The organism is Pseudomonas sp. NFACC43, assembly GCF_900119645.1.
In the GTDB taxonomy this organism is placed as follows: domain Bacteria; phylum Pseudomonadota; class Gammaproteobacteria; order Pseudomonadales; family Pseudomonadaceae; genus Aquipseudomonas.
This window is the reverse complement of record NZ_FPKK01000010.1, coordinates 45,988-60,950: the sequence shown is the minus strand read 5'-3', so window position 1 is coordinate 60,950 and position 14,963 is coordinate 45,988. Positions and strand designations below refer to the sequence as shown.

The window sequence follows — 14,963 nt, the reverse complement described above, 5'->3', positions numbered from 1 at the left end:
TTCAGGCCGTAACGGTTCTCGTGTTACGGCTTGAAATCACCAGCGCCAGCATCCCCGCACCCACCAGCGCAGCGCCGATGATCTCCAGGGCCATCGGTTGCTGCCTGAACCAGAACCAGTTGAGCAGCGTCACGAACAGCGTGTTGAGGTACACGTAGGAAATCACCGTTGACGGTGCGATCACCCCGATGGCCCGGTGCAACAGCCAGAACGTGGCGAGAGTGCCGAACAGCGCCAGGTAGACCAGCCAGCCAATATCCAGCGTCGACAGTTGCAAGCCGCTGCGCCAGCCGCCACTGAACAGGCAGAACACCAAGAGAAACAGCGAGCCGAACAGCATGTTCCAGAACGTCATCGCCACCGGATCCCGCCCTTGCAGTGCATTGGCCTTGAACCGCTGGCTGAGGGGCGAGTACAACGCCATCGCCAGGCAACCGGCACCAAAGACCAGCACCGGGTAGAGCGCGGGCATCTGCCCCGGCGCGGACCCCTTGAGTGTCAGCAACACCGCCCCGGCCGCCGCGATCAGCATGGGTAGCAAACGGCTCTTGAGGCTCGGGCTGGGCAACAGGAAAACTTCGAAGAACAACGTCATCAACGGCACCAGCGTGTACAACGTCGCCGTGTTGACCGCTGAGGTATAGCGCAATGCCTCGAAGAGCGAACCGAAGTAGGTCGCCAGTAGCAGGCCGAGCACGGCATGGGCCAGCAATCCCCTGGCGGTGATGGGCGAGGTGTTTTTCAACAGCAGCGGCGGCAGGAACATCAGGGCGGAAAACAGCAGCCGCAGGCCGGTAAGCAGAATCGGATCGATGGTCTGGCTGACCTGGGCCGCCGCGAAGAAGGACGAGGCGATCAGCATCGCCCAGATGAGCATGCCCCAGTGAGCGGCCGCAAAACCGACGTTTTTCATCAAGGTCTTATTCCTGTGTGTGCGTACTGGAATGTCATGATGGGCAAGTCCGTCGGCCGGTCATGGGTAAGGTTCGACAAAGACAGGGCCGCATTCATTGCGGCCCTTGTTCGTTGAGACGAGAGGAATCGGCCGCCTAGCTGATATGCCGCGCGTACTGCTTGGGATTGAAGCGCAACACCATCAGGATCATCAGTGCCATCACCGCGGTGAGCGACCACCAGGCCCATTCGAAGCTGCCCAGCTGATCCCGGATCATCCCGGCGATCAGCGGTGAAAGCCCGGCGATCAGATAGCCGATGCCTTGCACGAAGGCCGTCAGGCCACCGGCCCGGCGCGGATTGTCCAGGTGGTCGAGGGAGACGATCAGGCTCATCGGGAACAGGCCGCCGATACCCAGCCCCAACAGGCAAGGCCACAGCAGGCTGAAGCGTTCCGGGCTGAGGATCAGGCCACAGAAACCCGCCATGATCAGGGCCAGCAGGACGGCCAGCACCAGGCGCTTATCCTGGCTGCGGTTGGCGATGGCCGGGGTGACGAGGCCCGACAGGACTTCCATCGCCGTGAGGAACCCCAGTAACAGGCCGGCATGCTGCTCGCTCCAGCCTTTTTCCACGTAGTAAGGCGCCAGCCAGGCCAGCACACAGGTGTAGGAGGCGGTGCCCAAACCGAAGAAAATCGCCAGCAACCAGGCCCGGCCGTTGCTGAAAAACGACTCCTGGTTGCGGCTCGGTGCTTCGGGCAATGGAGTCACGGACGAGCGCTGGGCATACCAGCAGCCCAGGGCCACCAGCGCCAGGATCGCCCAGATGGCCAGGCCGATGCGCCAGCTACCGGTCTGCGACAGGACGAAGGGTGAAAATGACGCCGCAAGTGCCGCCCCGCCCATGATCGAGGTGACGTACAGCCCCATGAACAGCGAGACATTGTCGCTGTAGCGTGACTTGATCAGGGCCGGCATCACCGCCTGGATCAGGGCGATCCCCAACCCGGCCACCACGGCGCTGACGATCAGTTCGACGGCGCTGTCCAGGTACAGGCGCGACGCGGTGGCCAGGCCGATGATCAACAACGACAGTACGATCGTGCGGTGTTCGCCGATGCGCAGGGCAATGCGCATGCCCAGGAACATCGCCAGGCCCATGGCCATGACCGGCAACATGGTCAGCAGCGAGGCGGCGCTGAAACTCAACGGTACCTCGCCGCGAATGGCTGACAACAATGGCCCGACCGCGGCCATCGAGGGTCGCAGGTTCAGGGCTACCAATACCACGCTGACCATCAGCCAGACGGCGTGAGTACTTGAAGTTCGAACGTTTTCCATAACAGAGCCTTGACTGAGCAAAGCATCATTAGGGCTGGGGAGCGGCGGCGGGGGCAAACTGAAAACTGGCGGGCGGTATCGAAAAATTAGATGCGCCCGAAGGTGGGGCTGAGTACGGGGGCCAGCGCTGCTGACGCATCGCCGGCCTCTGATCGGCCTGGGCTCTGTACGAAAAGCCTTGATATTCGTTCAGGCTGCGTTGAAAACAGCCTCGGCATGCTCATGCGCGCCAGTACACTGCGCTTGCTCGGCTGATTTCGCCTTGCCCGACCTTCGAATCAAGACTTTTCATACAGAGCCTAGGCGTCTATTCCCGGGCTCAGCGTGCCCAGCCAGGCGACCAGCCCCAGGATGATCACTGCCACCGATAACTCCAGGGCCATGCTGCGCCTCAGGGCATTCACCGCCACACGATGCTCGCCGGTTTGCCTGGCCTGCTCCAGCAGTGGGCTCAGATGAAAGCGGTTCAGCGCGGCGAATGTCAGCATGGCCATGAACAGGCCGAGCTTGAGCGCCATCAACTGGCCATAGAGGCTGTCCGGAAGGATATCCAGCGTCGGGCCTACGATGAACAGGTAATTCACCGCACCGGTCATGCTGATGACCAGCACGATCACGGCCCCGGCGGTTTCGAAGCCGGTGAGCGTTCGAGCCAGCACCGACAGCCGATGTTCGGCCTGGCGCAGCAGCAGGACGAACGCGGCCAAGGCGCCGACCCAGGCCCCGGCGGCCCAGAGATGCAGGAAGTCGGTGATCAGATGCCAGGTCCGTCGTTCACCTTCATCCATGGCCCCATGACCGGCCCAGGCCAGTGTCGCAACGGCAGCACCCGCGGCCAGTGTGACCAGCCACAGGCTGGCGGTCGGCCAGCGCTTGCTTTGCGTCGCGGCGACAGTGGCCAGTATCAGCGCCAGGACCCGCAGGCTCCAGCTCGTGCCCACGTCAGTCTCCAGCACCATCATTTCGACATGCGGGCGCAGCTCCGCCCAGTCCGAAACGCCGCTCATGCTCCAGGCCATGCATAACATGCCGGCCATGGAAAGCAACACGCCCACCAGTGCCGTCGTCGCCAGGAGCCCCGCGAAAGGCAACACCTCGCCAGACCTGCGCTCCCGGCCCCGCAGGCCATAAAGGCCGAATGCCGCGAGCCCGAATAACAGCATCAGGTCCAGATACAGGGCCAGGCGCAGAGCGATGTTGATCAGTTCGAGATTGATCGAGTCGCTCAAGATCACTTCACCTTGAATGTGACGTTGCCGGTGATCGGGTGAGTGTCGGACGACACGGCGCGCCATTGGACCTGGTAGGTGCCCGCCGTGAGCGGGGTGTTCGGGGTGATGACCATCGTCTTGGGATCATCGCTGCCAGATACCTTGGCCGGCATCGCCATCGGCGAATGGGCCGACATGCCGGGCATCTCGGTCATCAACAGCTTGGCGCCGGAGAACTTCGTCATCAGGTTTTCGGAAAAATGCAGTTCGATTTTCGCTGGCGCCGGCCCCTGCGCGCCATCGGCGGGGTTGGAGGACAGCAGCTTGGGATGGGCCTGGGCCAGGCCGCTGCCCAACAGGCCAGCGGACAATGCGACGGTGATGACAGCGGTTTTGATCAATGACATGCAAGGACTCCTACAACGGTTTTTTCTGGTTTTTTGGGGGATCGAATGAGGTCAACCGATCAGAACCACAGGCGCACACCCAGGACCAGGCGCGCTTCGCTGCGGTCGTCGCCTTCTTCCCGGGCGTAGTCCGCGGTGTTGCCGTAGGCGCGGTTCCAGGTGACGCCGATGTAGGGGGCGAATTCGCGGCGGATCTCATAGCGCAGCCGCAGCCCCAGTTCGGTGTTCGACAAGCCTGAGCCTACCGCGCGGGCCGGATCGTCCTTGCCATGGAAGTTGGCTTCGGCGGTAGGCTGCAGGATCAGGCGGTTGGTCAACAGAATGTCGTAGTCGCCTTCCAGGCGTAGCCCGCTCTGGCCGTTTTCGCCGAGGTATGCCGTGGCCTGGGTTTCGAAGTTGTACAGTGCCATGCCCTGTAGGCCCAGGGCGGCCCAGGTCTGCGGCTCGCCCGGCTTGAAGTCCTGGCGCACGCCCGCCACCACGTCCCACCAGGGGCTGATGGCATGGCCCCAGAGGGCCTGGAGCTCGGCTTCCTCGGTCTTGCCATTGGTGCGTTCGCCTTCGGAGCGCAGCCACAACCGGTCGATATCGCCGCCGATCCAGCCGGAGGCGTCCCAGCTCACGGCGCTGCCCTCGTCGGCGTCCTGCCATTCCAGCTGGTTGACCAGGAAGAACGAGTTGAGTGCACTGTCATGCACCGCATGACCGCCGTGATCTTCATAGACCGCCGCACGGTCGGCCGCGCTCGGTTCGGGGATCGGCGTACGGCTGGTGGTGGGCGAATCCATCGACTGCATGCCCTGCATCGAATCCATGCCCTGCATCTGGCTGTGATCCATGCCTTGCATGTCGTGGCTCGCCGCCCAGGCGGGCGTGGCGATGCCCTGTGCCAGGCTGGCCATGAACATCATCGACACAAGGGGGTAATGAATGTGGGTGGTCATGATTCGGCTCCTCATTCCTGTACCCGGATTTCACGGAACATGCCCATTTCCATGTGAAAGAGCAGGTGGCAGTGATACGCCCAGCGTCCGAGGGCATCGGCGGTGACCCGATAACTGCGCCTGGAGCCCGGTGGCACGTCGAGGGTGTGTTTACGCACCATGAACTGGCCGTCTTCATCCTCCAGGTCGCTCCACATGCCATGCAGGTGGATGGGGTGAGTCATCATGGTGTCGTTGACCAGTACGATGCGCAGTCGCTCGCCGTACTTGAACAGCAACGGCGCAGCGTCCGAGAACTTCACGCCGTTGAATGACCAGACGAATTTCTCCATGTGGCCGGTCAGGTGCAATTCAATGGTGCGGCCCGGTTCGCGACCGTCCGGATCGGGGAAGGTACTGCGAAGGTCCGCATAGGTCAGTACCCTGCGGCCGTTGTTGCGCAGGCCCATGCCGGGGTCGTCGAGCTTGGGCTTGACGCTCATGGCCTGCATGTCCACCAGCGGGTTGTCTTTTTCCGACGCAGGATGGGTGGGCATATCGCCCATGCCTGGCATGGCGCCGTGATCCATCATGGGCATTTCACTGTGATCCATGCCTTGCATGGAGCCGTGGTCCATTGCTGGCATCTGGCTGTGATCCATGCCTTGCATCGATCCATGGTCCATGGCGCCCATGTCGCCCATGCTGCCATGATCCATGCCGCCCATGCCCATGTCGTCCATGGTGACCAGCGGCCGAGGGTCCAGCGGCGGCACCGGGGCCGCGAGTCCGGGTCGGGCCGCCAGGGTGCCACGGGCATACCCGGTGCGGTCCATCGATTGGGCGAATAGCGTATAGGCCTGTTCGGTCGGCTCGATGATGACGTCATAGGTCTCGGCCACGGCAATCCGGAATTCGTCGACTTGCACCGGGTTGACGTACTGGCCGTCGGAAGCGACCACCGTCATTTTCAGGCCAGGGATGCGTACGTCGAAGTAGGTCATGGACGAACCATTGATCATGCGCAGGCGAATCCGCTCGCCGGGCTTGAACAGACCGGTCCAGTTCATGTCCGGCGCCTGGCCGTTCATCAGGTAGGTGTAGGTGGCGCCACTGACGTCCGCCAGGTCGGTGGGGTTCATTTTCATTTCAGCCCACATCTTGCGATCGGCCACGGTGGCGCCCCAGCCTTTGCTGGCGACATCGTCGATAAAGTCGCCCACGGTGCGTTTGTTGTAGTTGTAATAGTCCGACTGCTTCTTGAGCTTGCGAATGACGTCGGCGGGGTCTTCATCGGTCCAGTCGCTGAGCATTACCACGTAGTCGCGCTCGTACTGGAAGGGCTCGGGTTCCCGGGCATCGATGACCAGCGGGCCATAGACCCCGGACTGTTCCTGGAAGCCGGAATGACTGTGGTACCAGTAGGTGCCGTTCTGACGGACCTTGAATTGGTAGACGTACTGGCCGTCGGGTTCGATGCCCTTGAAGCTCAACCCTGGAACACCGTCCATGTTGGCCGGCAGGATGATGCCGTGCCAGTGAATGGATGTGGTGTCCTTCAAGCGGTTGCGTACCCGCAGGGTCACGGTGTCGCCTTCGCGCCAGCGCAGCAGCGGGCCGGGGATGCCGCCGTTGATGGTCTGGGCGGTACGAGGGTGGCCGGTGAAATTGACCGGGCTTTCGCCAATGAACAGGTCGAATTCGGTGCCGCTCAGTACATTGGGTTGGTCAGGGCCGGTCAGTGCCCAGACAGGCGCGCGCCACAGGCCCAGGCCACCGAGGATGCCGCCAGCGGTCAAGCCCTTTACGAAGGTTCGTCGGGAGGTGTTCGTTTGCATCGATAAATGTCCGTCCGTCGATTCGCAACGTGCCCGAGGAGCATTTCCCCGTGCAGATCTGAAGGCAACGATGACACAGGCGAGCGGGGCGAGTGATTACATTTCAGTCAGGTTGACGCGGCCCTCGTTCGCCTGCGGCAGGGCGTCGAGGACGCGCCGGAGCGTACCGGCCGGACGTCGATCAGAATGATCTTTTGCATCGACCGGATATTCTGTAGCCTTGCCGGCTTCACGCTGTCCCGTGCCTGATTGATACCCACTTTCCCGGCGGTACCCGAGTGGTCCGGAGCCGGGTGTATACTCGACTTTCGCGCGAACGCGCTTGCAGGTCTTGCGAACATGACGCAAATTTCCGAACGCCTTCTAGTCCAGGCCCATCTCGATGCCAAACAGCCCAAGCCGCTGAGCGCCGAGCAAGAGGCCTGGTACCGCGCCGCCATCGCCGCCGAGCTCAAGGCTCAGGACGCGGTGCTGGTTGCCCACTTCTACTGCGACCCGATCATCCAGGCCCTGGCCGAGGAGACCGGGGGCTGCGTATCCGACTCCCTGGAAATGGCCCGCTTCGGCAACGCCCACCCGGCCAAGACTGTGGTGGTGGCCGGGGTCAAGTTCATGGGGGAAACCGCCAAGATCCTCAACCCCGAAAAACGCGTATTGATGCCGACGCTGGAGGCCACCTGTTCCCTGGACCTGGGCTGCCCGGTGGAGGAATTCTCGGCGTTCTGCGACCAGCACCCGGAGCGTACCGTGGTGGTGTATGCCAACACCTCGGCGGCGGTCAAGGCGCGTGCCGACTGGGTCGTGACTTCCAGTTGTGCCCTGGAAATCGTCGAGAGCCTGATGGACAACGGTGAGACGATCATCTGGGGCCCGGACAAGCACCTGGGGACCTATATCCAGCGCAAGACCGGCGCCGATATGCTGCTCTGGGACGGGGCCTGCATCGTCCACGAGGAATTCAAGTCCAAGCAACTGGAGGATATGAAGGCCCTTTATCCGGACGCCGCGATCCTGGTGCATCCGGAGTCGCCGACTTCGGTCATCGAGTTGGCGGACGCTGTGGGCTCCACCAGCCAGTTGATCGCGGCGGCCCAGAGCCTGCCGAACAAGACACTGATCGTCGCGACCGACCGGGGTATCTTCTACAAGATGCAGCAGTTGTGCCCGGACAAGGTCTTCATCGAGGCCCCTACCGCCGGGAACGGCGCGGCCTGCCGCAGTTGTGCGCATTGCCCATGGATGGCGATGAACACCCTGGAGCGTACCCTCAAGAGCCTGCAGGAAGGCACCAACGAGATCTTCGTCGACCCGGCGTTGATCCCCCAGGCCATTCGCCCGCTCAAGCGCATGCTGGATTTCACCCAGGCAGCGCGGATGAAACTGGCGGGGAATGCTTGAGGCACTGAAGAGTATTTTGAGACTTGCGAGGTTTTTTGTGGCGAGGGGAGTTACCCCTGTAGGGCTGCGAAGCAGCCCTACAGCCTGACACCACGGCGTATCAGGATGAACAAATTGGGCCGCTTCGCGACCCAGCGGGGATAAATCCCCTCGCCACAATGTATTTCAATCCGCTGACACGGTGTTTTTTTACTTCGTCTTCTTGGGAATCCGCACCAATTGCGTATCCGAGTAGATGTCATGCCAGCTGCGCTTGTGCTTGTCGAACAACGACCAGATGAAGCCCAGCCCCACCAGCAACAACGAAGCAATCGACACCACGAACCGCAGCAATGCCTGCCACAGGCTGATGGCTGTGCCATCGGCGTTCTGTACTCGGATGCCCCACACCTGCATGCCCAGGGTCTGGCCGTTATGGGTCCAGAATTTGGCGAAGAAGCCGAACAGCGCGAACAGCAGCACGGTGGACAGCAGCGGGTCGCCGTCCAGCGCGCCGGCCTCGGTAAGGGCGCGCATTTTTTCTTCGCCGATGATGCTCATCTGGATCATCTTGTAGATGCCGCTGGTGACGATCAGCAGGGCCGTGCACAACAGGAAGTCATAGAACATCGCGGCCAGGCGACGACCCAGGCCGACGGGAGGGAAGTCACCCTGAGGGGTGAGCAGGTGTTTCGACATGACGGCCTCGAACCGAAAAAGAAGCCATTCTACGGATTTACGTCCATAAAAAAGCCCCTGATATCAATCAGGGGCTTTTTGGTTTGCGAAAGCCTCAGGCCTCGGCAATAACCTCGTCAGCTTGCATGCCTTTCTGGCCTTGCACGGCAACGAAGGTGACCTTCTGGCCTTCTTTCAGGCTCTTGAAGCCGTTGCCCTGGATGGCGCGGAAATGTACGAACAGATCCGGACCGCTCTCAGGAGTGATAAAACCAAAACCCTTTTCGTCGTTGAACCACTTGACGGTACCGCTCTGACGCTGAGACATTTTCTTATTTCCTTTGACGCTAAATTAATGACAGCCTCTTTCACATGAAAGAGTACTGGGGCTGGGTTGCAGGAAAGTAAGAGACGTCGAACGGGATGTAGCGAACTTCATAGGCTACTGCCCAGGTCACGATTCCAAGCGACCCATGCAAACACAGTGACCAAACTCTACGCCAACTACCGACAAAAAAACAACCCCCTCTCAAAGGCACGGATTTCCTGAGTCTGCGCTATTTGCGCGCTTCGCCAGCCTGGGCTTAGTCGATAGTCTGGTTCAATTGTTTGTCGCTGTTATAACGCTTGCCCAGTAAGTAATAAATGCACCTTTTTATGGCGGTTGCGTTACACATTAGTGCACGGATAACGCAACCGCGTTACTTATAGAAACAGTCAATCAGCCACGGTAGTAGCGTTGTGGAACGAATGGCATTTTGCTTACAAGCAAAGGCACCTTTTTACCGCGCACGATGGCCCAGACCGGCGTGTCCAGTGCGACATAGGCGCTGTCCAGATAACCCATTGCCAACGGACCACCCAGGGTAGGGCCGAAACCGCCGCTGCAGACGGTACCGATGATCTCGCCGGCCTCGTTGACGATCTCCGCGCCTTCGCGCACCGGTGTGCGTTCCTGGGGCAACAGGCCGACACGTTTGCGGCTTACGCCATTGCGTTGCTGGGCGAACACGGTGTTAGCGCCCGGGAAGCCTCCCGCGCGAGCGCCATCGGCACGCCGGACCTTGGAAATGGCCCAGAGCAGGCTGGCCTCTACCGGTGTGGTCTGGGTGTCCATGTCATGGCCATAGAGGCACAGGCCAGCTTCCAGGCGCAGGGAGTCGCGGGCACCGAGGCCGATGGCGGCCACTTCCGGTTCGGCCAGCAGGGCGCGGGCCAGTTTTTCCGATTCGGCGGCGGGTACGGAGATCTCAAACCCGTCCTCGCCGGTGTAGCCCGAACGGCTGACAAAGCACTCCACGCCCAGCAGCGTGACACGCTGGAACTGCATGAAGGTCATCTTTGCCACTTCCGGCGCCAGGCGGGCGAGCACGGTTACGGCGGCTGGGCCTTGCAGGGCGAGCAGGGCACGGGCTTCGAACAGCGGTTCGATGCTGCACTGGTCGCCGATGTGGGCACGCAGGTGGGCCAGGTCCTGGTCCTTGCAGGCGGCATTGACCACCAGGAACAGTTCGTCGTTGCCCAGGTTGGCGACCATCAGGTCGTCGAGGATGCCGCCGTTCTCGTTGGTGAACATGGCATAGCGCTGCATGCCCACCGGCAGGTCGACGATGTCCACCGGCACCAGGGTTTCCAGGGCCTGGGCGGCACCCGCGCCGGTCAGGCGGATCTGGCCCATGTGGGACACGTCGAACAACCCGGCCTGGTCTCGGGTGTGCTGGTGTTCCTTCATCACGCCCAGTGGGTACTGCACCGGCATGTCGTAGCCGGCGAACGGCACCATGCGGGCGCCGAGTTCGAGGTGCAGGGCATGCAGCGGGGTTTTCAACAGTGGTTCGGTGGACATATCGGCTCCTGGAAAAATGAAGAGGGGCGCGCAACACGCATCAGCATTCGATGATGTTGACCGCCAGACCGCCGCGGGCGGTCTCCTTGTATTTGCTTTTCATGTCGGCGCCGGTCTGGCGCATGGTGCGGATGACTTTATCGAGAGAGACGAAGTGATGGCCGTCGCCGCGCATGGCCATGCGTACGGCGTTGATGGCTTTCACCGAGCCCATGGCGTTGCGCTCGATGCAGGGCACCTGCACCAGGCCTCCGATGGGGTCGCAAGTCAGCCCGAGGTTGTGTTCCATGCCGATTTCGGCGGCATTCTCCACTTGCTGTACGGTACCGCCCAGCACTTCGCACAGGGCGCCGGCCGCCATGGAGCAGGCCACGCCGACTTCACCCTGGCAGCCGACCTCGGCACCGGAGATGGACGCGTTCTCCTTGTAGAGGATGCCGATGGCGGCTGCAGTCAACAGGAACCGCACCACGCCATCCTCGTTGGCCCCGGGAATGAAGCGCATGTAGTAATGCAGCACGGCCGGGATGATCCCTGCCGCCCCGTTGGTCGGGGCGGTGACGACGCGTCCGCCATAGGCGTTCTCCTCGTTGACCGCCAGGGCATAGAGGTTGACCCAGTCCAGCACCGACAGCGGGTCGCGCAGGGCGGCTTCGGGGTTCTTGCACAACTGGCGGTGCAACGCCGCGGCCCGGCGCTTGACCTTCAGCCCCCCCGGCAGGATCCCTTCGTTGCGGCACCCGGCCGCCACGCAATCCTGCATCACCTGCCAGATCTTCAGCAGGCCGGCGCGGGTCTCGGCTTCGGGGCGCCAGGCGCTTTCGTTGGTCAGCATCACCTGGCTGATGGACAGGCCATAGGTGCTGCAATGGCCCAGCAGGTCCTTCGCGCTCTTGAACGCAAACGTCAGTGGCGTGGCATCTTCGACGATACGGTCGGCGCCGGCGGCGTCCTCGTCCACGACGAAACCACCCCCCACCGAGTAATATTCGCGGCTGCGCACTTGCAGGCCCGCGGCATCGAAGGCGCGGAAGATCATGCCGTTGGGGTGGTACGCCAAGGGCTTGCGAATCATCGCCAGGTGCAGTTTTTCATTGAAATCGATGGGGTGCTGGCCCAGCAGGTTCAAGCGCCCGTTGCTGCGGATCTCCTGCAGACGGGCAGTCACGGTTTCGGTATCCACCGTATCCGGATGTTCACCCTCCAGGCCCAGCAGCACGGCCTTGTCGCTGCCGTGGCCCTTGCCGGTGGCACCGAGGGATCCGTACAGCTCCACCTTGACGCTGGTGATGGTCTCGAGCAGGTCATCACGGCGCAACCCCTCGACGAAACGGGCAGCGGCACGCATCGGGCCGACCGTATGGGAACTGGAAGGGCCGATACCGATCTTGAACAGGTCGAACACGCTTAACGACATGGTGTTTCTCCGGTTTCTTTTTATGAGGATCGACGGTTATGAATGGGGGCACAGGCTCCTTTGTGAAAGCGAGCAAGCTCGCTCCCACAAAGCAGATGTGGTTTCCTTGAGAAAGTGACCTTCCACAAGGTTCGCGGTGTTCTCGAGAGGGGCGAGCAAACCCGCCCCCCAGGTCAAGCGTAGCTTTCGATCGACGGGCAGGCGCAAACCAGGTTGCGGTCGCCGAAGACGTTGTCGACCCGGCCTACCGGCGGCCAGTATTTGCCTTCGATCAACGAGGCCACCGGGTAGACCGCCTGTTCGCGGCTGTAGGGGTGGGTCCATTCGCCGACCAGCTCCGCCGCGGTGTGCGGGGCGTTCTTCAGCGGGTTGTCGTCCTTGTCCAGGCTGCCGTTTTCCACCGCGCGGATTTCTTCGCGGATGCAGATCATGGCGTCGCAGAAGCGGTCCAGTTCTTCCTTGGATTCGCTTTCGGTCGGCTCGATCATCAAGGTGCCGGCCACCGGGAAGGACATGGTCGGGGCGTGGAAACCGAAGTCGATCAGGCGCTTGGCCACGTCATCGACACTGATGCCGCTGCTGTCCTTGAGCGGACGCAGGTCAAGGATGCATTCGTGGGCTACCAGGCCGTTGCTGCCGGAGTAGAGCACCGGGTAATGCTCTTCCAGGCGACGAGCGATGTAGTTGGCGTTGAGGATCGCCAGTTGCGACGCGCGCTTGAGGCCGGCGCCACCCATCATGCGGATGTACATCCAGGTGATCGGCAGGATGCTCGCGCTGCCGAACGGCGCCGCGCACACCGCGCCTTCCTTGCGCTCCATGTTGGCATGGCCCGGCAGGAACGGTGCCAGGTGCGACTTGACACCGATCGGGCCGACGCCCGGGCCGCCACCGCCGTGAGGGATGCAGAAGGTCTTGTGCAGGTTCAGGTGCGACACGTCGCCGCCGAACTTGCCCGGGGCGCAGAGGCCGACCATGGCGTTCATGTTGGCGCCATCGATGTACACCTGGCCGCCGTTGTCATGGATGATCCCGCAGATTTCGCGGATGCCTTCTTCGAACACACCGTGGGTGGACGGGTAGGTGATCATCAGCGCGGCGAGGTGTTCGCGGTGCTCGATGGCCTTGGCCCGCAGGTCTTCGATGTCGACGTTGCCGCGGGCATCGCAGGCGGTGACCACGACGCGCATGCCGGCCATGTTGGCGGTGGCCGGGTTGGTGCCGTGGGCCGAGGATGGGATCAGGCAGATGTCGCGACGTTCTTCGCCGCGGCTCTGGTGATAGGCACGGATCGCCAGCAGGCCGGCGTATTCACCCTGGGAACCGGCGTTGGGTTGCAGCGACACGGCGTCGTAGCCGGTGGCGGCGCAGAGCATGGCTTCCAGTTCGGACGTCAGCTGCTGGTAGCCGGCGCTCTGCTCGGCCGGGGCGAACGGATGCAGGGCGCCGAACTCGGCCCAGGTCACCGGGATCATCTCGCTGGCGGCGTTGAGCTTCATGGTGCAGGAACCCAACGGGATCATGGTGCGATCCAGGGCCAGGTCCTTGTCGGCGAGCTTGCGCAGGTAACGCATCAGCTCGGTTTCGGAATGGTAGCGGTTGAACACCGGGTGGCTGAGGATTGCCGATTGGCGCACCAGCTCGGCCGGGATACGGCTTTGCACGGTGGCGGCCAGGGCCGCGAAGTCCGGCAGGGCCTTGCCGTCGGCCAGCAGGCTCCACAGCGCTTCGACATCAGCCTGGCTGGTGGTCTCGTCCAGGGACAGACCCAGGCGCTGCGCGTCCACCACGCGCAGGTTGATGCGTTGGGCGCGGGCCTTGTCGTGCAGGGCGGCGGTCTGTGCGCCGGTGTGCAGGGTCAGGGTGTCGAAGAAGCTCTCTTGCTCCACGCTCAAGCCCAGCGCGCCCAGGCCCTTGGCGAGGATCGCGGTGAGGTGATGGATGCGGTTGGCGATTTGCGTCAGGCCCTTGGGGCCGTGGTAAACGGCGTACATGCTGGCGATGTTGGCCAGCAGGACCTGGGCGGTGCAGATGTTGCTGGTGGCTTTTTCGCGGCGGATATGTTGCTCGCGGGTCTGCATGGCCAGGCGCAGGGCCGGCTTGCCGAAACGGTCCACGGAAACGCCTACCAGGCGGCCCGGCATGTCGCGCTTGAAGGCATCCTTGGTGGAGAAGTAGGCCGCGTGCGGGCCGCCGAAGCCCAGCGGCACGCCGAAGCGCTGGGCGCTGCCGATGGCCACGTCGGCGCCGAACTCGCCCGGGGCGGCCAGCAGGGTCAGGGCCAGCAGGTCGGCCGCAACCGCCACCAGGGCATTGGCGGCGTGGAAGCGTTCGGTCAGTTCGCGGTAGTCGAACAGGTCACCGTTGCTGGCCGGGTATTGCAGCAGCGCACCGAAGAACGGGCTGACGTCGGTCAGTTCGTGCTCATCGCCTACCACCACGTCGATGCCCAGGGGCTCGGCACGGGTACGCAGCACGTCGAGGGTCTGCGGGTGGCAATGGCGCGAGGCGAAGAAAGCGTTGCTGCCCTTGTTCTTGCTCAGGCGCTTGCAGAAAGTCATGGCCTCGGCGGCGGCGGTGGCTTCGTCCAGCAGGGAGGCGTTGGCGATAGGCAGGCCGGTGAGGTCGCTGATCAGGGTCTGGAAGTTCAGCAGCGCTTCGAGACGGCCTTGGGAAATTTCCGGCTGGTATGGGGTATAGGCGGTGTACCAGGCGGGGTTTTCCAGCAGGTTGCGCAGGATCGGCGCCGGCGTGTGGCAGTTGTAGTAGCCCTGGCCGATGTAGGTCTTGAACAACTGATTCTTGCCGGCAATGGCCTTGATCGAAGCCAGTGCCTCGGCTTCGCTCTGGCCGTCGCCCATGTCCAGCACGCTGGTGCCCTTGATGCTTTCAGGGATGACACTGGCGCTCAGGGCTTCCAGGGAGTCGTAGCCCAGGCGCTCGAGCATGGCTTTTTCGTCGCTGGCTCGCGGGCCGATGTGGCGGGCGATGAATTCGTTGGCGGTGCCCAGATGGATGGTCATGTCGTG

General features: G+C 62.5%; 12 protein-coding genes. 1 reads left to right on the top strand and 11 read right to left on the bottom strand.

Annotation, left to right across the window (positions count from 1 at the left end; genetic code table 11):
* Position 1 precedes the first annotated feature (1 nt).
* The 6 genes from BT179_RS17865 to BT179_RS17840 form a co-directional block, all read right to left on the bottom strand.
* On the bottom strand, positions 2–913 hold the full coding sequence (locus tag BT179_RS17865; protein ID WP_072395089.1) for a DMT family transporter: 912 nt from the start codon (positions 911–913) through the stop codon (positions 2–4).
* 136 nt (positions 914–1,049) lie between these two features.
* A complete protein-coding gene (locus tag BT179_RS17860) occupies positions 1,050–2,237 on the bottom strand; it encodes a cyanate transporter (protein ID WP_072431875.1) in 1,188 nt (395 codons plus the stop codon).
* 299 nt (positions 2,238–2,536) lie between these two features.
* Positions 2,537–3,466, bottom strand: coding sequence for a copper homeostasis membrane protein CopD (copD, locus tag BT179_RS17855; RefSeq protein WP_072431874.1), 930 nt, complete (start codon positions 3,464–3,466; stop codon positions 2,537–2,539).
* Positions 3,467–3,468: 2 nt separating this feature from the next.
* A complete protein-coding gene (copC, locus tag BT179_RS17850) occupies positions 3,469–3,855 on the bottom strand; it encodes a copper homeostasis periplasmic binding protein CopC (RefSeq protein WP_072395083.1) in 387 nt (128 codons plus the stop codon).
* A gap of 59 nt (positions 3,856–3,914) precedes the next feature.
* On the bottom strand, positions 3,915–4,766 hold the full coding sequence (locus tag BT179_RS17845) for a copper resistance protein B (protein ID WP_371128598.1): 852 nt from the start codon (positions 4,764–4,766) through the stop codon (positions 3,915–3,917).
* Positions 4,767–4,810: 44 nt separating this feature from the next.
* Positions 4,811–6,616 (bottom strand): copper resistance system multicopper oxidase, encoded by a 1,806-nt coding sequence (locus BT179_RS17840; protein ID WP_072431873.1) that lies wholly within the window; start codon positions 6,614–6,616, stop codon positions 4,811–4,813.
* Positions 6,617–6,955: 339 nt separating this feature from the next.
* On the opposite strand from BT179_RS17840, the gene nadA reads away from it, so the two are divergent.
* Positions 6,956–8,014, top strand: coding sequence for a quinolinate synthase NadA (nadA, locus tag BT179_RS17835; protein ID WP_072431872.1), 1,059 nt, complete (start codon positions 6,956–6,958; stop codon positions 8,012–8,014).
* 189 nt (positions 8,015–8,203) lie between these two features.
* Here the strand turns inward: nadA and BT179_RS17830 are convergent, their stop codons facing one another.
* The 5 genes from BT179_RS17830 to gcvP all read right to left on the bottom strand — a co-directional run bounded on the left by BT179_RS17830 (position 8,204) and on the right by gcvP (position 14,957).
* Entirely contained in the window at positions 8,204–8,692 is a 489-nt protein-coding gene (locus BT179_RS17830) for an RDD family protein (RefSeq protein ID WP_072395075.1), read from the bottom strand.
* A gap of 94 nt (positions 8,693–8,786) precedes the next feature.
* On the bottom strand, positions 8,787–8,999 hold the full coding sequence (locus tag BT179_RS17825) for a cold-shock protein (protein ID WP_011335634.1): 213 nt from the start codon (positions 8,997–8,999) through the stop codon (positions 8,787–8,789).
* A 393-nt stretch (positions 9,000–9,392) separates the two neighbouring features.
* Positions 9,393–10,517 carry a glycine cleavage system aminomethyltransferase GcvT gene (gene gcvT / locus BT179_RS17820; protein ID WP_072431871.1) on the bottom strand — a complete coding sequence of 375 codons (1,125 nt, stop codon included), beginning with the start codon at positions 10,515–10,517 and terminating at the stop codon, positions 9,393–9,395.
* Between the two features lie 40 nt (positions 10,518–10,557).
* Positions 10,558–11,934, bottom strand: a complete 1,377-nt coding sequence (locus BT179_RS17815) for an L-serine ammonia-lyase (RefSeq protein WP_072395071.1) — start codon at positions 11,932–11,934, stop codon at positions 10,558–10,560.
* Positions 11,935–12,107: 173 nt separating this feature from the next.
* The gene (gcvP, locus tag BT179_RS17810; RefSeq protein ID WP_072395069.1) at positions 12,108–14,957 is read right to left on the bottom strand and encodes an aminomethyl-transferring glycine dehydrogenase; all 2,850 of its coding nucleotides are present in this window, start codon (positions 14,955–14,957) and stop codon (positions 12,108–12,110) included.
* Positions 14,958–14,963: the final 6 nt, after the last annotated feature.